This window comes from Vibrio sp. 10N.222.52.B12, from assembly GCF_002875385.1.
Lineage (GTDB): Bacteria > Pseudomonadota > Gammaproteobacteria > Enterobacterales > Vibrionaceae > Vibrio > Vibrio jasicida.
Window position 1 is genome coordinate 66650 of record NZ_MDAW01000112.1, and the last position, 19502, is coordinate 86151.

A 19502-nucleotide genomic window follows, 5' to 3' on the forward strand; every position below is an offset into this window, starting at 1 on the left:
CTTTTTATTGAAGTCGCCCTTGTTTTTTATGAGCCTTGTCTACATATGGTTAATATGGCTTGCTCATCCCTTTTCTTTTCTCTTTTCGAGCAAGCCAAATAAGAAGGAAAATCTATGGCTGTTCATGTTGGTATTATCGACCAAGACCCAGTGAGATTGGTCACTCCTCTTTTGGATAATCGCACTGTTAGCACACATATCGTCTTCATCGGCGACAAAAGCCAATCTGATATGTACGAGCGACTGAGTGCCGTGTTGGAGCAGCGAGAAATTACTTCTGAATTTTTTGAAATTCCTTCTGTTGTAAACACTTCTCTTATTAAGCAATCGATCCATAAATTGGCAAAAGACCTCCATGATAGAGGTGAAGAAGTAAAACTGAATGCAAGTTGCGGCCTTCGTCACCGACTGCTTTCTGTGTATGAAGTTTTCCGTACGTACCGCTGGCCAATCTTTGTCGTTGAGCCAAACAGCGACAAACTTTGCTGGCTGTATCCTGATGGTAAAGAAGACACGCAAGTTGAAGACCACATCACCATCTCTGATTACCTGACTATCTTCGGTGCACGCGGTGAATTCCACCACGTCGATCTGCCTCCTCAACTAGACCAAAAACTTTATGAACTGGGTGAGCGTTGGGCTTCTAATGCGCTAGAACTTGGTCCTGGACTGGCGACGCTTAACTATCTTGCGACGACATGTCGTAAAGAACAAAAGTTAGATGTAGAGCTTTCTGAGAAGCAGCAAGGCTACCGTGAACTGAATATGCTTCTGACTGATTTGGTGGAAGCAGAAATTGCAACCTATGAAAATGGGGTTCTCACCTTTATCGATGAAGATGCTCGTCGCTTCTCAAATGGTGAATGGTTAGAAACGTTAGTTCACAGCACTGTGAAGCAAATCCAAGACACGATGCCGACTATTCAAGACCGATCGTTGAACGTTCAGGTTTATCGCAAACTCGGCGAAAGCGAAGTTCGTAACGAGCTTGATGTTGCGACTGTGGTGAACAACAAGTTACACATCATCGAATGTAAAACTAAAGGCATGCGTGATGATGGCGATGATACCTTGTACAAATTGGAGTCATTGCGCGACCTTCTAGGTGGTCTGCAAGCGCGAGCAATGTTAGTTAGCTTCCGCCCACTGCGTCATAACGATATCACACGTGCAGAGGACTTAGGGTTGGCACTTATTGGCCCAGACGAGCTGAAAGATCTCAAAACTCACCTAAGTGCTTGGTTTGAAGCCGCTGGTGGTTCTGACGAAATCTAATCGTCGATATAGATCAAAAATCAAAAAAAGCAGCCTCGAGCTGCTTTTTTATTGCGTCAGATTTGTTGTTTGAATACTCAGACAAAACTGCCAGATAGAAAAAACCAGAGGCGAACCTCTGGTTTTTCCCGTTTGTTTAAATGCCAACTAACCGTTGTGCTTAAAGCATCTTACGCGCTGCTTCTACTACAACTTTAATTGAGCGAGCTTCCGTTTCTTTCAGCGTTGCATGATCTGGAATCTCTTTTTGCGTACGGTTGATGATAACACCCGCCACACAACCTGCTTTCAAGCCAGAGCTTGCACACATGGTTAGCAGTGTTGCTGACTCCATTTCGAAGTTCAGAACGCCCATGTCTTGCCACTCTTGCATAGAACCTTGGAAACGCTTAACAACACGGCCAGAGAATGTGTCGTAACGCTCTTGACCAGGGTAGAAAGTGTCACTTGAAGCAGTCACGCCCATATGAACGGTTGCACCAGACTCTTCAACAGCAGCTTTCATTGCTGTTGCGATTTCGAAGTCTGCTACTGCTGGGAACTCCATTGGAGCAAAGTGTAGGCTCGCGCCGTCTAGACGCACAGAACCTGTAGTAACGATCATGTCACCTACGTTTACGTGTGGCTGGATTGCACCAGTAGTACCAACACGTAGGAAAGTGCGAACGCCAAGCTGCGCTAGTTCTTCTACTGCGATAGACGTAGATGGACCGCCGATACCTGTAGAACAAACCACAACAGGTTTACCGTCTAGCTCTGCACGGTATAGCGTGTATTCACGGTGACTTGCTAGAAATACTGGGTTTTCCATTTCTTCTGCGATTTTTTGTACGCGTGCAGGATCGCCTGGAATGATTGCTAGAGTCGCACCATTAAGATCCGCTTCAGTAACACCTAAATGGAATACAGCTTGAGACATAAGTCGCTCCTTGTTGTGGCTTATTTTGTAAGCAATAAGCTCATTAGTAAGTTGTTGGGTACAGATGCACTGTAGCGAACCTTTTACCAACATAGAGTGATCATAATCACAATGAAACAATGTAATAAACTTACACTTTCAAATAAAAACGGTTTTGATCACACTTTGAAAGCTATAAAGCTATTGTGTTGCATAATAAACAGTGACTCTTCAATCGAATCATTCAGGAAAATGATTTCAATCATACAAATACAAAAGCCCGAGGCGAATCCACCTCGGGCTAATAATTAATCGATTAGATCGTGAAATTACTCTACTTGTTTGGACTCGAATCGAAGCAATCTCAAAGCATTTAGAGTCACCAAGGCCGTAGCACCACTGTCAGCAAGTACCGCAACCCATAGGCCTGTAATACCTAACAAACTAGTCACTAAGAACACCCCTTTTAAACCCAAAGCCAAAGCAACGTTCTGACGAATGTTATTTAATGTTGCGCGTGATAGCTCAATCATGGCTGGCAGTTCCACCAAGCGGTTGTGAGTCAACGCGGCATCTGCAGTCTCTAAGGCAACGTCTGTACCGCCTCCCATGGCAATACCAATGCTGGATGCTTTCATTGCTGGGGCATCATTAATACCATCACCGACCATTGCAACCGTATGCTGCGCAGAAATTTCTTCGACGTAATGGACTTTGTCGGCAGGCAGTAAACTCGCCTTGTAATCGAGACCAATTTGGTTCGCAATCGCTTCAGCACTGCGTGGGTTATCACCGGTTAGCATCACAGATGAAATACCCAGTTGTTTCAAAGCAGCAACCGCTTGCTGAGCATCTTGACGTAACGTATCTTGCCACGCAATCAGACCAATAACTTGAGAGTCATGGCGAGCAACAACCACTGTTTTACCCTGCCCTTCAAGCTCAAGTACACGCTCTTCGACTTCTTTATTCAACTTGAATTCGGCTTTAGAAGGTGCAATCACTTGAACCACTTTGCCATCGACTAAGCCAGTCACACCAGAACCTACCTGCGCAGTTTTGTCTGTGGCTTCCGGAATCATCACGCCTTGGTCTTGAGCTTTGTTCACCAGTGAAATCGCTAGCGGATGGCTTGAACCGATTTCAATCGATGCAGTTAGGCTCAATAGCTGCTCATCAGTCACACCTATCGCAATCACATCGGTCACTTGAGGTTTACCTTGTGTCAATGTACCTGTTTTGTCGAACGCAACGGACTCAACACGTCCCAACAGTTCCAATGCTGCACCACCTTTGATGAGGGCGCCTCGTTTTGCTGCCGCTGCTAAACCAGAAGTAATCGCCGCAGGTGTCGAGATAACTAACGCACATGGACAAGCAATCAATAGTAACGCTAAGCCTCGGTATACCCATGTTTCCCAAGGCTGAGCAAACAGCAATGGTGGTGTGATAATGACAAGTAGCGACACCAACATCATCAAAGGAGTGTACCAACGGCTGAACTTATCTAAGAAGCGTTCTAGTGGAGCTTTGCGTGATTCCGCTTCTTCGATCAAATGAAGGATTCGGTCAATCGCATTTTCACCTTGGCGAGACGTCACTTGAATTTGCACGACTTTGTCGACAACCACAGCGCCAGCCATGATTTTTCCACCTTCAATGTGTTCAACTAGTAGCGATTCACCGGTAAGGGCACTTTCATCAAAGCTTGCGGCTTGATTGATAAGAACACCGTCAGCAGGCATACGCCCCCCCGGTGCCACTTCAATCACGTCACCCGGCTGAAGTTGAGAAGCAGGGACTTCTTTACGCTCTCCGTTCACAATCAAAGTCGTGTTTTCTGGCACCAAATCCATCAGAGCCTGAACACCGCTACGAGCACGGGAGGATGCATATGCTTCTAACTTTTCACCAATAAGGAAAAGCAATAGCACCATCGCAGCTTCTGCGGTTTCACCAAGATACAGCGCACCTAAAGCCGCCACACTCATGAGCGTCTCGATAGCAAAGGGCGTACCACTGCGTGCGAGTTTGAAAGCTTTCATTGCCACTGGGTATAGACCCAACAAACAGGTCAAGGTAAACAACCACGTGCTCAGCATCGGATTAACATCCGAAATAAGACCGGCAAATGCCATCGCACCTGCAATAGAAAGTATCTGAGCATTGTCTTTGATGATACCTAACCAACCCTTCTTCTCAGCTTTTGGCTTTGGAGCATCGGTCGAAGACAGTGGGAATCCTGTTTGTTGTGAGATTTGTTCAATCACAGGCGCAAGAGCGCGATTGTCAAAATCAACCACCAGCTTTTCCGTCGCAAACAAGACTTTGGCCTTGAGTACACCGTCTATAGAAGAAACGGCTTTTTCAAGCTTTTGGGCACAGGCAGGGCAATCCATGCCAGACACCAACCAGCTATGGCGAATGGAGGTTTCTATGGGTTCGGCAGGGCCTTCTTCATCAGCAGGGTCATTACTACAACCACCACTGCTGCTGCAACATGACTCTTCTGAAGCCATAACACTGGCTTGAGTGATATTTAAGGTTGGTTTTGTTGGTGCGGAACAAGACTCCGTAGCACCTATTGCCACCGCAGATTTGATTTTTCCTGATTGGCAACCTTGATGTTTATTACACATAATTCACTTTCCTTATTGGTGATAAGTCTTTATCTACCGTAAAGAATAAACCTTGGAGCTTACTCCAAGGTCAAGAGTGTTTATGTGAAATTATTAAAATTTACGCTTTTTCTTCTTCTAAGGTGGTGACGACTTCATCGATCAAAACCGCATCGTGAGAACAGAAAGGCTGAGTATTTACGCACGTTATCGCAGGGTCGTCTTCCACCAAGTCTTCGCCAAAGTTTTGCATCAGATCTTTAATGTGTTTATTTAGCACAACCAATGCCAGCAAGCCGAACACGATGGTACCGACCGCTTGTCCATAGAGCACACCAAGCGCGCCATACCATTGCGCCCCAAAGTACACAAAAGGTAAGGTACCAATCGTCGCTTTACCTAAATTCAATGCTGTCGAGTAAAGTGGCTTACCAAGGTTGTTAAACGAGGTATTTGCCACAAACAGAGTGCCATTGAACACAAAGCTGATTGCCACATAAGTGCAGAAGGCCACTACAATGATTGCAGCATCACCAGTAAGGCTAAACATCGCAACAATGTAGTCTTGCAATAGATACAGTACAACGCACACCGAAAGTGTATAAATCGTGGTGACTAACAACGAGTCCGTCAGCGTTTTTTTCACGCGATCCATTCGCTCTGCACCAAAGTTTTGTCCAATAATCGGCCCTACCGCACCTGATAAAGCAAAAATCACAGCAAAACAGACTGGCGTCAAACGTCCAATAACGGCAAAACCAGCCACAAAGTCTTCCCCAAAATGCGCAATGTGCGTCGTTACAATAGCGTTCCCAATAGGGGTTGCGGTATTAGTAATGATAGCGGGCACAGCAATGGCTAGAATTGGCTTAAGGTTGTTTTTGAGGATGCTGTAATCCGGGAATGAAACCAACTTGTGCACTTTCACTAATGGATAGAGCGAGAAAGCCAATACGGTAAATCGAGCAATAACCGACGCAGCAGCAGCCCCTTCAACATTCCATTTGAAGACAAAAATAAACAGAGGATCAAGAATAGCGTTAACAATGCCTCCCGCTAAGGTGGCCCACATGGAACGTTTAGCATCTCCCGCCGCACGCAAACCTGCGCCTGCTGACATGCCTAAGGCGAGAATAGGAGCACTTGGAAGTAGAATATTAAGGTAAGCTTCGGCTCTTTCAGCGGCAACGCCCTCTGCACCAATCGCAGCCAAGAGCTCGGGAATGTGCATGTACATGCCAATAGTGATAACCAAGCTGATCATAAAGGCAGTGAGCATGATACTGCCGCTCATCAACCTCGCTCGGTCAAAGTCCTTTGCACCAATAGACTTGGAGACCAGTGCTCCCATTGCGATTGACGTGCCAATCGAAGCTGACGTTGAGAAAAAGATCAATGTCCCAGCAAAACCAACGGCAGCCGCTAATTCAACTTGCCCCAGCATACTGATAAACAACATATCGAGTAAATCGACGACGAACAACGCCATCAAACCAACTGAACCTGCGCCAGACATCACTAAGATGTGGCGCATGGTAGAACCTTGGACAAACTTCGCGTCTTGCGTGGACATATTCTTCCTCAACGACAAAAAGACGCCGAGGCGTCTTTTGTCTGAACTCTTATTATTTTGGCTTTAAACAGGATGTTTGAAACATTCGTTTAGCGTCTTCCCGATAGCCCTCAATACATCACGGCGAGTAATTACACCGACAAGCTTATCTTTATCATCCACCACTGGGTACATTTTCGGTTTCCCCACCTTCATCATATCTGCTAGTTCGATGATGGACATTTCTGGTGACACAGACAGTGCAACTTCGTGCATGCACTCTTCTACTGTGTGGGTATCCTGACAGTGGTAACTGGCTTTAACGAGTTTGTCTAAAAGGTCTTGTTCAGAAAGGAATCCAATGACTTTCTCGTTTTCGTCGATAACGGGACCACCTAGAGTAACACTTTGCATCACCTTATCCAAAGCCGCTGTGAGCGACATGTTTTTGGTGAAAGTCACCGCTTGCAACGTCATGTAATCTTTTACTTTTAGTGAGTGCATTCTTATCTCCTTAGCGGCACATTTTTGCTGCCTTTAAGATAAGTGTCGTCTAATTTCTTGATTTTACTAAATGGAAAATGGCAATTTTATTTATAGGCGTTGTCTATTAATCACAGTCACAATAAATTCATAAGATAGAGCAATGAAAGATCAGTTGCATATTTATGTTGTACGCCACCCGCACGGAAAGATCTGACAGAATGCGATGAAATAAGGAACAAACTGGAAACAAACAGGCTTAAAATCGGAAAAGAAAAATGGGTTAGGTTAATTAGCTATGCATCACGCACAAAAAAGCCAGCCTCAAATTGGGCTGGCTTTCGACAAATTATTATCTGCTGAAATTATGCATTTTGCATTGTTTCAACGATATCACGAGCAACCGCTTCGGCGACTTTAATGCCATCAATACCCGCAGAAAGAATACCACCCGCGTAACCTGCACCTTCGCCCGCTGGGAAGAAACCTTTCAGATTAATACTTTGGAAGTCTTTACCACGCTTGATGCAAACTGGAGAAGACGTACGCGTCTCAACACCAGTCAGTAGGCCGTCTTCAGAAGCAAAGCCTTTGATCTTACGATCGAATGCTGGAATCGCTTCACGAATCGCTTCGATTGCAAACGGTGGAAGCGCCTTAGAAAGATCTGTCAGTTTGATGCCAGGTGTAAACGATGGTTCAACATCACCCAATGCACTTGGATCGCGACCTTTCAGGAAGTCACCAATTTTCTGTGCTGGTGCATCGTAGTTCTCACCGCCGAGTGTGTAAGCGCCCGATTCTAGTTCACGTTGGAAACGGATACCCGCCAGAGGATCACCCGGGTAGTCAACTTCTGGAGAAATGCCCACTACGATTGCGCTGTTCGCGTTACGCTCTGCACGTGAATATTGGCTCATACCGTTTGTTACTACACGACCTTCTTCAGAAGTCGCAGCAACAACAGTACCGCCAGGACACATACAGAAGCTATAAACCGTACGACCATTCTTACAATGGTGAACCAGTTTATAGTCCGCTGCCCCAAGAATTGGGTGACCGGCACTTGGACCAAAACGCGCTTCGTCGATCATCGCTTGTTTATGTTCGATACGGAAACCAACAGAGAATGGCTTCGCTTCCATGTAAACACCACGTTCATGCAGCATTTCGAAAGTATCACGAGCACTGTGACCAACTGCCAGAACAACGTGACGAGATTTGATCTCTTCACCGTTTGATAGCGTTACGCCTGTGATTTGACCATCTTCCATATGTAGATCGTCAACACGAGTGCTAAAGTGGATCTCACCACCTAGCTCGATGATTTTCGCGCGCATCTTCTCGATCATGGTAACCAGTTTAAAGGTACCGATGTGCGGCTTACTTACGTATAGAATTTCTTCTGGTGCGCCTGCTGCTACAAACTCAGTGATCACTTTACGACCGTAGAAGTTTGGATCTTTCACTTGGCTGTAAAGCTTACCATCAGAGAAAGTACCCGCGCCGCCCTCACCAAACTGCACGTTTGATTCTGGGTTTAGTGTGCGCTTACGCCAAAAGCCGAACGTGTCTTTAGTACGCTCACGTACTTCTTTGCCACGCTCAACGATGATTGGGTTAAAGCCCATTTGAGCCAAAACCAAACCCGCAAACAGACCACAAGGACCAAAACCGATCACCACTGGACGCTCTGTTAGGTTCTCTGGTGCTTTCGCAACAAACTTGTATTCCATATCTGGTGTTTGGCGAACGTGCGGATCTTTTTCGAATTTCACTAGCAACGCTTCTTCATCACCTTCAACGATGATGTCTAGCGTGTAAATAAGATGAATATTAGTTTTCTTACGAGCATCGTAGCCGCGTCTAAAGACATTAAAAGAGATAACTTTCTCAGCAGCAATGCCAAGCTTTTTAGTAATCGCGTCCAATAGCGCGCCTTCCTCATGATCAAGAGGAAGTTTAATTTCATTAATACGAATCATGTGATGTCTCGTTATGGTAGGTGTCTTAGCCAGAACTGCTATTTTCTCCTCGTTAATATCAAGGGTGAAAAAGCAGTCAGCTCACAATGGCGCGCATTTTACGAGAAATTGATTTGTCTGTCATACTAAATCCAAGTTGCGCGGCGGAATTAACGTAGCGAATGTTGAATTTTGCCTTGGGATGAGTATTATCCCCATTCTTCAATTTTGACTAACTTAAGAGCTGATTATCATGGCGTTTGTCGTAACCGATAACTGTATCCAATGTAAATACACTGACTGTGTCGCGGTATGCCCTGCTGATGCCTTCCACGAAGGCCCAAACTTTATGGTAATCAACCCGATTGAGTGCATCGACTGTGGTTTGTGCGTGGACGAATGTGCCGCAGCCGCCATCTTCCAAGAAGACGAGCTGCCAGAAGATCAAGTGATCTACAAAGAGCTCAACGCAGAACTTGCAGAAATCTGGCCGGTACAAACTGAAGTGAAGCCAGCAATGGATGAAGCAGAAAAGTGGAACGGCGTGCCAAACAAGTTGGACATGCTAGAAAAATAAGCGCATTAAAACAAAAAAGCGTAATGAACCTCAACTTGAAAAAGCCTGGCTCGTTACGCTTTTTTGTATCTAAGATTCGCTGCTGCGATTAGCTGTGTTGACGACGCATGTTGTCCAGAATAATACCTGTCGCCATTGCCACGTTTAGAGACTCTGCACCGCCAAACGCTGGAATAGTAATCTTGTCGGTCACAAATTTAGACGCGGCTTCACGCACACCATGAGATTCGCTGCCCATCAACAAAATACCTTCTGCTGAGAACTGCGTTTTGTGCACACTCTCGCCTTCAAGGAAAGCGCCATACACTGGCAAGTTTGCCTCTTCCAAGTAACTTGGTAAATCCACGAGGCTCACTTGAACGCGACCAAAGCTGCCCATGGTTGCACTGATGGTTTTTGGATTGTATGGGTCGGCACAATCTGCGCTCGCGATGATGTGCTTGATACCGTACCAATCCGCCACGCGAATGATCGTACCTAGGTTGCCCGGATCAGAAACGCCATCCAATGCAATCATCAAGCCTTTTGCCTGAGGCACTGTTACGTTTGGAATTTCGACCACAGCAATGGCTGCATTGTTGCTCACCAGCGTACTTGCTTTAGTTAGGTCATCTAGTGACGCTTCAATACATTCGAAACTGTTGAGTTCTTGACGATGCTCATCCAAAAACTCGGCCGTCGCAAAAATCTGCTTTACCGTGAGCGAGCTGTTCGCCAATTCCAGTACGTTCTTTTCACCTTGAACCAGAAATAAGCCGTGCGCTTTACGCTGCTTCTTTTGACCTAAAGCACGCAGCAGTTTTAGTTGGTTTTTTGAAATCATGAAAATATCCCAGATGAAAGTTGGTGAAGTACCAGATGAAAACGGGGGAATTATAGAGTAAACCTTCGCACAGCTAAAGAGATGCCTTGCTAGAGAGAAAAGAAAAGCCCGCCAAGCTATCACTCTCGGCGGGCTTTAGGCATCTGTCGCTTCCCTATGCTGAAAGAATCGACATCTCCATTCTTAAACGACTTTGGTTTTCGTCATCTCTTTAATGCCAGACAGAATGAACGTCGGCAGCGAAGACACAAGAATCACACCAAATAGGTGACCAGCACTTAGTGCCTCTGTGTTAAAGATCAGCTGACCAAGACCGGTGTAAATCACGCCAAGGGACAGCGTTGCCGATAATGCTACTGCGCCCAAGAGGTATTTGTTGGTGAACGGGTTCTTGCGGTATAGCGAACTAAAACTGCGCGAATCGAACAAGTGCCATAGCTGAGCAAAAATCAGCATTGCGAACGCCATCGTTTGTGCATACTGCGCGCTTTGACCGCTGCTCAGTGCCCAGTTGAACGCCAAGTAGCTCATGCCGCCTAATGCCAAACCGCGTGTCACAATACGTGTACCCAGATGGTCGCTGAAGAAGCTTTCGTTACGCTTACGCGGCTTACGCTCCATCAGATCTTTCTCTTCAGGTTCTACACCCAATGCCAGCGCTGGCAGACCATCTGAGACTAGGTTGATCCATAGAATCATTAGCGGCGTAAGTGGCAGAATCGCCTCTGGGCCCATCATCAAGAAAGCAAACAAGATAACCGATACTTCACCCACGTTCGCCGTCAGTGCTTGGCGAATAAACTTACGCAAGTTATCGAAGATCTGACGACCTTGGCGCACCGCTTTCACGATCGTGCTGAAATTGTCATCCAGTAGAATCAAATCGCCCGAATCTTTGGCTACCGATGTACCAGTGATACCCATTGCAACACCGATATCCGCACGGCGAAGAGCTGGCGCGTCATTCACGCCGTCACCTGTCATCGCTGCCACTTCATTATTGTGTTGCTGAGCTTGAACAATGCGCAGCTTGTGTTCTGGTGTTACACGAGCAAAGACGGCAACTTCCGGACAGATTTTGCGTAGCGCTTCATCATCCATTTCATCCAGTTGTGCACCCGTAATGACCAAGTCTTTTTCACTGCGAATAATGCCGATTTCACGTGCAATTGCCGCTGCAGTAAGTGCATGGTCACCAGTGATCATCACCGTGCGAACGCCTGCGTTATAACAGCTTTCTACTGCGTCGCGAACTTCTGGACGTGGAGGGTCCATGATTCCGTACAAACCAAGCACGGTCACATCTTTCTCTAGCTCAGCAGGCTCACGCTTGAGATCCTCTTCTGTCAGCTCTTTATAACCTACTGCCAAAGTGCGAAGCGCTTGCTCTGCAAAATCCTGAATTGCCGCTTCGTAGTTCGCAATCACCTCTTCTGCTGGGCTTGCCGCTAACGCAAGGTTACCTGTCGACATGGTTGGTGCCGTAGGTAAGTCACCACCATCGACCATAAAGCCAGAGGCATTACGTAACACCACATCTGGCGCACCTTTAATAGCAAGGAAGTGCTTACCATCCGGTCCTTTAACAATCACTGACGCCATCTTACGTGCAGAATCAAACGGGAACTTCTCAACGATAGAGTAACCGCCTGTCGATAGCATGTCTGATTGCTCCAGACCCGCTTTTGCCGCTGCAACAATCAATGCGCCTTCGGTTGGGTTACCACGCACAGACGAGTTATCGCCATTTTTGATGTATTCCGCATCATTACACAGGGTCGCAACCACTAAGCCTTTCATCATCTCTGGGCTTTGCTTTGCATCGACCGTGTGACCTAGCGGCTTGAATCCACCTTCAGGGCTAAAGCCTTTGCCTGACACTTCCCAGTAACGACCACTTGCGTCGTACGCTTTCATTACCTGCATTTGGTTTTGTGTCAGCGTACCGGTTTTATCTGAACAGATAACCGTGGTTGAACCCAGCGTCTCAATTGCCGAAAGCTGCTTCGCCAATGCGTTGTTCTTCACCATGCGCGTTGAGCCCATCGTCAACACAATTGAGATAACTGTTGGCAGACCTTCTGGAATCGCCGCTACCGACAACGAAATACCCGTGTTGAGGATTTCCAGCCAAGGCATACCGTGGTAAAGGCCGATACCACAAACCACAGCCACCACACCCAAAGCCGCAACCATTAAGGTTTTTGCGATGGTATCCATACGCTCTTGCATTGGTGTTTTGGTTTCTTCAGTGTTTGCCATCATGTCCGCGATGTGGCCAACTTCGGTCTTCATGCCTGTGCTGACAACCACACCCAAGCCTGTACCAGTGGTCACAATCGTGGTCATAAAGCCCATATTACGCTGATCACCAAGGCCGACGGTTTCGTCTTCAATCACCTTAACGATTTTATCAACCGGCTCAGACTCACCAGTAAGCGCGGCTTCATCTACCGCAAGACGGTTCGCTTCAATGATGCGCACGTCCGCAGCAAGGATATCGCCCGTATTAATCTTTAGAATGTCACCCGGCACAATGTCACGTGCCAACACATCAATCCATTTGCCATTGCGACGAACTTGTGCGGTTGGCGCTGCCATTTCGCGCAGCGCTTCCATGCCCTTCTGGGCTTTAAACTCTTGCCAAAATGCGATGATGGCATTGATGAAGATGATCACAGTGATGGCAATCGCATCCACAAGGTGACCAGTAAAGAAGGAAACAATCGCACCAATACCCAGAATGAAAATCAATGGGTTCTTAAATTGGTGTAGGAATAGCTCAAGGGCAGATTTGCCTTCTTGCTCTTGTAGCTCGTTTTTGCCGTGTTCAGCCTGACGCTGCTCTACTTCTTCCGAAGTCAAACCTTGCTCAGTTGATACATTTAATTGAGTCAGTGTTTCTTCAACCGACTCAGTAAACCACTTTTTAGTCATGGGGGTCTCCAAAAAGCATTCAAGCGACATCAGTACAATTTCAAACTGATAAAAAGCATTCGCTGAATAGAATTGTGTTAAATCGCCTCGCTAGTCACCGTTGCACCGTTTATTTTCATTTTGAATATTTATCAAGAATCTATTCAGTGTTATGCCAGCGAGTAAAAATAACCTACCCGAACCGATGAATACTTGTAATTAACTTTCAGATAGGCAGATAGCGAATGCGGACGAATCTTTGACCCCAATCAATCTCAATTTTATTTTGTCATACAAAAGATCAATTAAGTGTAAATTAACATGAATAAGACCCCGATTAGACTGAAAAAACACTTCATTTTTCCCGAAAAGTGTAATTTTTCTACAAGATGCTTTTATTAAGAGTAGCTAACAAGCGTGACAAAAATGCAAACTATCCGAAAAGATTTGCAAGGGGAAATAGAAAAATTGCTAATAAAGAATGACCAAATTTAGCTACCCGAAATGCATCCCGTTCGAACTATACAACCAGCATATTTATTCACTCCAAAACAAAAGAGAAATCACAAGAGACACGGCTGAATACTGTATACAAATTTGGTTATGAGTAATGAGAAGCCACCAGCCAGACGAATAGCCAGTTGGGAGGAAGGGAAAAGGTTTGAGAGAGTATTTTACAGAGCAGAAACGAAAAAGCCTCGCTGTATAAGCGAGGCTTTTAAAGTGATGCCTGCAATATATGATCGCATATCACGAACATGATTTCAAATAGTTACAAAACAACTTGCAGCAAAAGTTCGCATAAAATTGCATCAAAATTCTGCATATTTGACCAACTACTTAAAGTCAACGTTGTAAAATTACCACATTCCTATCAGTCCCTCGAGAAACATATGGTCCTTGGGTCGACAATGTTTTTATTGAGCGATTATGGCGAAGTCTGAAACTTAAAAGCTTACAGCACGCCCCATAAAGTGGAACTTGAAATCGGGCACTACATCGTGTTTTATAATGAGGAGCTTAATCATCAGGAACTCAATAACCTCATCCCTGATAAAGTCTACTTTGGCAGACAGAGATTTGCTGCTGAGCAGGATCAATCGCCTAAGGTATTGGCTTATGTGTCCAACCATTAGGCTCCACTTTTCTAATCTGTTCATAAAAATAAATTTTGTGTATGCGTAAAGATAATTTATACACCTTTGATAGCTGGCCTGTAGGTACACCAGAACGCTTAATTCATGGCTATTGGGAGTTGGGCATGATGAGATTTCACACATTTGCTAGTGAATGCGGTAAAGAGCTTCAAGATACGTACAACCGCACTAACCATGGACTAGGTGCCAATGTTGTGTACATAGACCTAACGTCAATGGGAGATGGGTATCGATACAAGTCAGAAATCTTAGACATTATTCGAAGTCATCAGCAAACATGGGTGTGGTTCGTAGGCTGTAGGGCGCTTTTGGAGGACCCATTGGCGGGTTGGTTACGCTCTGTTTTAACGACATACGACCTAGACCACGTTCGAGTTGCTTTTGTGCTTGATAGCCGTGAGCAGTTCAACCATATCTTTCAGGGTTATTCAGCTCCGTTCTATCAATCGACCACAGCTCTAGATCTCTCAAAGAACGGCTAGGCTTACCCTTAGTAACTATTAAATGTTTACTCCACTCTTTAGCTAGTTCGTATAAACCCTGCCCTAAATGATCCAATCTAAGTGACCGCAACGTAGCTTTTACGCTAATACCATCGCTAAATCTAACTTTTATTGTTTATTTTTCGATCGGGTGACAGTTCAAACAAATAAGTAGTTGATAGACTTGGGGCAAAGGCAAGTTAGCGCTAGTCGTCCTAGCACGTTTCTGGACAGAAACGATTTAGAACTATAGCTCCAAATCGTTTATACAAGATTAGAAAAAGTATCTTGAAACCTTAAACACTTGTTAGCTAGCAATTCCTCAAAGTTACTCTATAAAGAAATTGAACGAGAACTGATAGCGTACCAAAGATAGAGAAGGTATAACTTTCGCCGCGGCACGTGCTTTTTTGTCAAAATCTGATGCAACCAGAATACCTCTTACATCCTCGCGACTTTGCTCTTCAATTATACTTCCCATGTAGCTAAGTATTTGAGCCACTGCTCTTTGTCCTGCGACACCTGTTTTTAACTCGATTACCACTGGAATCTTATGCATATCTTCAGCAAAAATATCAATAAAGCCCGTTTCTACGGACTTTTCTCGCCCTCCGTCAAGCACCTTAAGACCCTGCTCAATCAGATCTATATTGTGACGTATTGCAGTCTGCATATCTTTTTCTAAACCAATAGCTTGAGTTGTTCTTACCGCATCAATCTCATTATCGGTAGAATCGACATCTATTACCTCACGATCATCTTCCAAAAAACGTTTATATCTACGGACTGCATCTCGATAAGAAGCTAAATTCTTATAAGCATCTCCATCAAATGGAATTTTGCTTTCATTTGGTCGGTTGTTTCGCTGGTCCTGCGCAGTATACGTTAGTTCAAGAATAACTCCCTCAAGACGATCTTCACTGTATAGTAAATCTAAATCCCCATAATGTTCTTCAACTCTACCCGTTCGGTGCATCTGAGCTGTGATCGTTGCACTTTGGTAATTCTGTTCCGCCAACCATTTCCGATAATTTTCATATTGCATACAACCTCCTTTTGATAGCTAACGCCCTGTTAAGGTGTGAGCAACGCTACCACGAAACTCAACCTTACCACCGTAAACACAAAACCCAACGATGGAATGAAAAATGCCAAGCGTTGGGAATCACTCTTAAATGCTTTGTTAGTTCTGTTTCAATGCATTTACGATTTTATCAACTCTTGCTTTCCTAACAACTTTCTCATTGTTAATGCTTTCTATTAGAATAGGAATGTTTTTCATAAATTCTGTGGATTTCTGTTTACAAATATTACTACTATGCAACTTTTTAACAAATTTCATGATGTCTGTATCGTTGATATTTTCTGTTTTCTGTTCCTTAACTTTTTTATAAATAAAATCCCAGAATTCAGTTGTGTCAAAAGATCTAATCGCAAGTTCTATATCAGCTTCTTTTTCATAGAAAGACGGTAGAACAATGTCTCTATATTCAAAATACTCAATTAGCGCGTCAAAGTTATTAGCTTTTATTTTTTCCAATAAGCTAAGAACATTGTTTATTGGGATTTCTTTTGAAGAAGCTAAATCTAATAGAGGTATTAAGTCCATCATGAGCATGAAAGCCGTATACTCAAGATTGTTCTCAATAAGTTTACCATGAGCGACTTTATTTCTTATAATTGGAAAAATAAAGGAGTAGTATTCGAAGTAAATAAAATAACTTAGTTGATCTTCCAAAATCCTCAACTTTTCATTAATCGATGAAATATCCAATCGAGATTCGTCAATTCCAAGCTCTATACAAACATCATGAAATATACCTTCAATTTGCATCGGTAGCATATTAACCACAGATATATAGTCTTTTGAATTATAATGTGACAAAATTGTATTTATAACATTTTTTCTAGCGTTTATTATATGGCTATCATTGATGCTCTTGTGAGTTTTTGAAATTATCCCTTCAATACCATCAACTTCACCACTAGCATACTCTCTAGCAAAATCAAAAAAATCATCTTTATTTGAATAATATAGTTGATGTAGCTCCAAGTATGCAGGGATTGGTAAATCTAGAAATTTGTTCGATAACTCGGTTACATTACGAACATCATAACTATCCAACTTTGGAGAGTACATGATTCCTTTCGTGTAACGATAAGGCATTTCATTGCCTAAATGTATTAATGAACTGAATAATTTACGACATTTTCTTATAGAAAATGCCTCCAAATCTTTAGATATGAACTCCATCACTTCATTCTTTGCTTGATCGTTTTTTTCGTAATAATACTCAAGAAGTTTTTTGTAATAACGATCTTTGCCATCTAGCCAACCATTTTTTCGCTTTTTTTCATTAATTAAGTCAAGTTCACTTTGTATGTAATTTAACCTTAATTCAATTTCCTTAACATCGTCTGACGCTTTAAAATATAGTTCTATGATTTTTTCTTTCGGATCACTTTCAAGGTTTAAGTAAGTACTTGCTATATATTTATAAAATAACACCTCGCTATCTGGTGCACTTGAATTTCCTGTCGATGTTATATATAGATTTCTATAGTCTTGATATGAATCCTTCGTACTTTCATATCCAGAAATATGGTGTATAAAACTTTTACCTATTTGAGTTAGAGACATACGGCTTATTGAATGAGAATTTAAAAACTCCATCTCGATACCAATCATTTCTCCAACAGTTATTCGATTTAAATCTTTCATTTTTATAACACCTATTAATCTGTAAAAAGTAGAACTAACGCCGCATTAAGGTGTGAGCGACGCTTGGCTATACTTGAGCGAAGCGAAACTGCCAAGCGTTGCGAATCACTCTTAAATGCTTTGTTATGTTCGTAACTTTTTTTGCATATCGTTAAGTCTTTGTTCTTCAAGCTTCCTTGAAAACTCTTTACCTTTGTCGATCTGTTCTGGCGATAATGGAGAAGTCATTACCTGATGATAACGAGCTTGAACGATATTCACTGACATATACCTAGAAATTACAAAGTCTACTGAGTTATCAAGTAGTCTAGCCTTAGTTGCTTGTAGTTCTGGTGTTGCTACATCTCTCTGTAACAACCACAAGAATAAATCGACAACCTGTAAGCCATATGACTTCTTAGAAGACTCGAGCATGAACTGACCAATATCATAGCCAAAATCTTTAAGGGTAGGTACACCACCAAAAGAAGTTTCTTCTTGTTCAAATTTAAAGAACAATTTATGAAACTCTCGCATCGTCCCACGAAACTCATCATTTTGGTCATGGACAAACTGCTTAACGCCCAAATCTAACTTATTACAAAATCCATGTATCGAGTTAAGTAAGCTTGAAAACGCAACCATATTAGGGGTTTGTTTTTTGTACGCACTTTTCCCTTTCGCTGAAATCAACGTGAAAAGCTGCGGGTTTTCAATAGCATATGCCAAGCTTTCGGATACAACTTGCCTTAACCTTTGATCTGGTATCTGCTGAGACCGTACTAATAGTGTTCTACAGACAGCCATAAGCTCCTCAAGATCATCCGCCAAATAGGCTCGCCAGAAGTCCTCATCCAGTCCATCATGCATCATGTCATCAATGACTAAGCAAATAGAATGTCTCAGTAGGTCAACGACATACCATGTTCTTGGCACTGCTGGGTTATCCCAGCAGTCAAAAATAGTGTCAACAAATTTTGTCGGAGCTAAGTATCTTTTCTGTACAATCGTATAGTGGAACTCCCAATTTTGCTGATCTAAGGCGTCTAACAGTTGAATGCACAGTTTATTAGTTCTTTCTTCACCAAGTTCAAAGCCATGTAACCGCTCTAAGCCATGCTCTTCGCAGTAGCTTGCAATAATTCCCTCGACTAACGAATCTATTTCACGATCAATCAGTACAGCACCTTGATAATAAAGAGGTGATTGCTCTTTAAATATCTCTTTTCCCGAATGACCAGATTCATCCGCATAAATGTATACACCTTGATTACTCATAACGATTTACCTTGTCAAATTGCTCGGGAACATAACGCCGCATTAAGGTGTGAGCAACGCAATACCGATGCTTCCGCATACCACCTTAAACACTAAACGCAACACATAGCAAAAATGCCACGCGTTGCGAATCACTCTTAAACAGATTGTTAGGTATTTTAGCCTCGAGCTGTTCTGGAAGGTTCGTCTTCCTTAACCCGAAATCTCCAATATTTATCCGGACCAACCCAAACAACAGTCTCTTCATTGAGCTTCTTAAATTGATTAAGAACTGCTCTTCCAAGAACTTGATTGCCGTCGGCATTTTCTCTCAGGTGTTCCTCTTGCTTAGCTTTCACGAGCATATCTACTACGTCGTCTTGATATAAGCAGCTTTCTTTATCTAAGCGTTCCTGCATCCATAAAGCAACATCCGACGGTTTCATTACTCTTCATCCTGAGCCACGTATTCTAGAGAATCAGCAGGAAAGCTTCCTCGCTCAAGTTTTTTGCCAGCAAACCATTGGCAATAGAAATGTGTTCCAGAAGTGTTAGCAGTTGACTGAACCGTCATATCAGGACCACCAGATTTTAGTTTTACAATTTCGCCTGTCTGAAATGCCATAATTTACCTCATATATTCATATTGTTAGATGCACTCAAAGTACACCTACATTAAATGGGGATTAAAATATGATACTCAATGGGTTGAATAAAAATACCTAACGCCCTGCTAAGGGGTGAGCAACGCAATACCGAAGCCGCTGCAAACCACCTAAATCACCAAAAATCAACGCAT

15 protein-coding genes and 1 pseudogene are annotated in these 19502 nt (G+C 43.5%); 4 read left to right on the forward strand and 12 right to left on the reverse strand.

What is annotated here, in order from left to right; translation table 11 throughout:
• Window positions 1–114: 114 nt before the first annotated feature.
• The gene (locus tag BCT11_RS10195) at window positions 115–1275 is read left to right on the forward strand and encodes a DUF1887 family protein (RefSeq protein ID WP_038866647.1); all 1161 of its coding nucleotides are present in this window, start codon (window positions 115–117) and stop codon (window positions 1273–1275) included.
• Between the two features lie 160 nt (window positions 1276–1435).
• On the opposite strand, the gene udp is transcribed toward BCT11_RS10195, so the two are convergent.
• The 5 genes from udp to BCT11_RS10220 form a co-directional block, all read right to left on the reverse strand.
• Complete coding sequence (udp, locus tag BCT11_RS10200) at window positions 1436–2194, reverse strand: uridine phosphorylase (protein WP_038866646.1); 759 nt, start codon at window positions 2192–2194, stop codon at window positions 1436–1438.
• Between the two features lie 308 nt (window positions 2195–2502).
• Window positions 2503–4812, reverse strand: a complete 2310-nt coding sequence (locus BCT11_RS10205; RefSeq protein WP_102388271.1) for a zinc/cadmium/mercury/lead-transporting ATPase — start codon at window positions 4810–4812, stop codon at window positions 2503–2505.
• Between the two features lie 100 nt (window positions 4813–4912).
• The gene (locus tag BCT11_RS10210; protein ID WP_042602649.1) at window positions 4913–6364 is read right to left on the reverse strand and encodes an MATE family efflux transporter; all 1452 of its coding nucleotides are present in this window, start codon (window positions 6362–6364) and stop codon (window positions 4913–4915) included.
• A gap of 63 nt (window positions 6365–6427) precedes the next feature.
• The gene (locus BCT11_RS10215; RefSeq protein ID WP_102388272.1) at window positions 6428–6847 is read right to left on the reverse strand and encodes a CBS domain-containing protein; all 420 of its coding nucleotides are present in this window, start codon (window positions 6845–6847) and stop codon (window positions 6428–6430) included.
• A 344-nt stretch (window positions 6848–7191) separates the two neighbouring features.
• The gene (locus BCT11_RS10220; RefSeq protein WP_102388273.1) at window positions 7192–8811 is read right to left on the reverse strand and encodes an NAD(P)/FAD-dependent oxidoreductase; all 1620 of its coding nucleotides are present in this window, start codon (window positions 8809–8811) and stop codon (window positions 7192–7194) included.
• Between the two features lie 232 nt (window positions 8812–9043).
• Here BCT11_RS10220 and fdxA point away from each other — a divergent pair, with 232 nt between their 5' ends.
• Window positions 9044–9367 carry a ferredoxin FdxA gene (gene fdxA / locus BCT11_RS10225; RefSeq protein ID WP_005431654.1) on the forward strand — a complete coding sequence of 108 codons (324 nt, stop codon included), beginning with the start codon at window positions 9044–9046 and terminating at the stop codon, window positions 9365–9367.
• Between the two features lie 88 nt (window positions 9368–9455).
• On the opposite strand, the gene BCT11_RS10230 is transcribed toward fdxA, so the two are convergent.
• Window positions 9456–10190 carry an RNA methyltransferase gene (locus tag BCT11_RS10230; protein WP_045405458.1) on the reverse strand — a complete coding sequence of 245 codons (735 nt, stop codon included), beginning with the start codon at window positions 10188–10190 and terminating at the stop codon, window positions 9456–9458.
• 183 nt (window positions 10191–10373) lie between these two features.
• Window positions 10374–13127, reverse strand: coding sequence for a cation-transporting P-type ATPase (locus BCT11_RS10235; RefSeq protein WP_102388274.1), 2754 nt, complete (start codon window positions 13125–13127; stop codon window positions 10374–10376).
• Between the two features lie 874 nt (window positions 13128–14001).
• Between BCT11_RS10235 and BCT11_RS10240 the strand changes: the two are divergent.
• Both BCT11_RS10240 and BCT11_RS10245 read left to right on the forward strand, forming a co-directional pair.
• Window positions 14002–14242: pseudogene (locus BCT11_RS10240) on the forward strand (IS3 family transposase); the annotation flags it as partial.
• Between the two features lie 41 nt (window positions 14243–14283).
• A complete protein-coding gene (locus tag BCT11_RS10245) occupies window positions 14284–14745 on the forward strand; it encodes a hypothetical protein (RefSeq protein WP_102388275.1) in 462 nt (153 codons plus the stop codon).
• 328 nt (window positions 14746–15073) lie between these two features.
• Here the strand turns inward: BCT11_RS10245 and BCT11_RS10250 are convergent, their stop codons facing one another.
• The 5 genes from BCT11_RS10250 to BCT11_RS10275 form a co-directional block, all read right to left on the reverse strand.
• The gene (locus BCT11_RS10250; protein ID WP_102388276.1) at window positions 15074–15790 is read right to left on the reverse strand and encodes an endonuclease NucS domain-containing protein; all 717 of its coding nucleotides are present in this window, start codon (window positions 15788–15790) and stop codon (window positions 15074–15076) included.
• Window positions 15791–15928: 138 nt separating this feature from the next.
• Window positions 15929–17467: a hypothetical protein gene (locus tag BCT11_RS10255; protein WP_102388277.1), complete on the reverse strand. Its 1539-nt coding sequence runs from the start codon at window positions 17465–17467 to the stop codon at window positions 15929–15931.
• A 123-nt stretch (window positions 17468–17590) separates the two neighbouring features.
• Window positions 17591–18724, reverse strand: coding sequence for a DUF3800 domain-containing protein (locus BCT11_RS10260; RefSeq protein ID WP_102388278.1), 1134 nt, complete (start codon window positions 18722–18724; stop codon window positions 17591–17593).
• A 158-nt stretch (window positions 18725–18882) separates the two neighbouring features.
• The gene (locus BCT11_RS10270; protein ID WP_102388280.1) at window positions 18883–19149 is read right to left on the reverse strand and encodes a hypothetical protein; all 267 of its coding nucleotides are present in this window, start codon (window positions 19147–19149) and stop codon (window positions 18883–18885) included.
• Window positions 19149–19328, reverse strand: a complete 180-nt coding sequence (locus tag BCT11_RS10275) for a DUF2158 domain-containing protein (RefSeq protein ID WP_047515401.1) — start codon at window positions 19326–19328, stop codon at window positions 19149–19151. Before BCT11_RS10275 ends, BCT11_RS10270 begins: the two co-directional genes overlap by 1 nt.
• Window positions 19329–19502: the final 174 nt, after the last annotated feature.

Excerpts from the sequence above, each read along its gene's own strand:
- BCT11_RS10195 (WP_038866647.1), top strand. The coding sequence starts at position 115 with ATGGCTGTTCATGTTGGTATTATCGACCAAGACCCAGTGAGATTGGTC.
- udp (WP_038866646.1), bottom strand. The coding sequence starts at position 2,194 with ATGTCTCAAGCTGTATTCCATTTAGGTGTTACTGAAGCGGATCTTAAT.
- BCT11_RS10205 (WP_102388271.1), bottom strand. The coding sequence starts at position 4,812 with ATGTGTAATAAACATCAAGGTTGCCAATCAGGAAAAATCAAATCTGCG.
- BCT11_RS10210 (WP_042602649.1), bottom strand. The coding sequence starts at position 6,364 with ATGTCCACGCAAGACGCGAAGTTTGTCCAAGGTTCTACCATGCGCCAC.
- BCT11_RS10215 (WP_102388272.1), bottom strand. The coding sequence starts at position 6,847 with ATGCACTCACTAAAAGTAAAAGATTACATGACGTTGCAAGCGGTGACT.
- BCT11_RS10220 (WP_102388273.1), bottom strand. The coding sequence starts at position 8,811 with ATGATTCGTATTAATGAAATTAAACTTCCTCTTGATCATGAGGAAGGC.
- fdxA (WP_005431654.1), top strand. The coding sequence starts at position 9,044 with ATGGCGTTTGTCGTAACCGATAACTGTATCCAATGTAAATACACTGAC.
- BCT11_RS10230 (WP_045405458.1), bottom strand. The coding sequence starts at position 10,190 with ATGATTTCAAAAAACCAACTAAAACTGCTGCGTGCTTTAGGTCAAAAG.
- BCT11_RS10235 (WP_102388274.1), bottom strand. The coding sequence starts at position 13,127 with ATGACTAAAAAGTGGTTTACTGAGTCGGTTGAAGAAACACTGACTCAA.
- BCT11_RS10245 (WP_102388275.1), top strand. The coding sequence starts at position 14,284 with ATGCGTAAAGATAATTTATACACCTTTGATAGCTGGCCTGTAGGTACA.
- BCT11_RS10250 (WP_102388276.1), bottom strand. The coding sequence starts at position 15,790 with ATGCAATATGAAAATTATCGGAAATGGTTGGCGGAACAGAATTACCAA.
- BCT11_RS10255 (WP_102388277.1), bottom strand. The coding sequence starts at position 17,467 with ATGAAAGATTTAAATCGAATAACTGTTGGAGAAATGATTGGTATCGAG.
- BCT11_RS10260 (WP_102388278.1), bottom strand. The coding sequence starts at position 18,724 with ATGAGTAATCAAGGTGTATACATTTATGCGGATGAATCTGGTCATTCG.
- BCT11_RS10270 (WP_102388280.1), bottom strand. The coding sequence starts at position 19,149 with ATGAAACCGTCGGATGTTGCTTTATGGATGCAGGAACGCTTAGATAAA.
- BCT11_RS10275 (WP_047515401.1), bottom strand. The coding sequence starts at position 19,328 with ATGGCATTTCAGACAGGCGAAATTGTAAAACTAAAATCTGGTGGTCCT.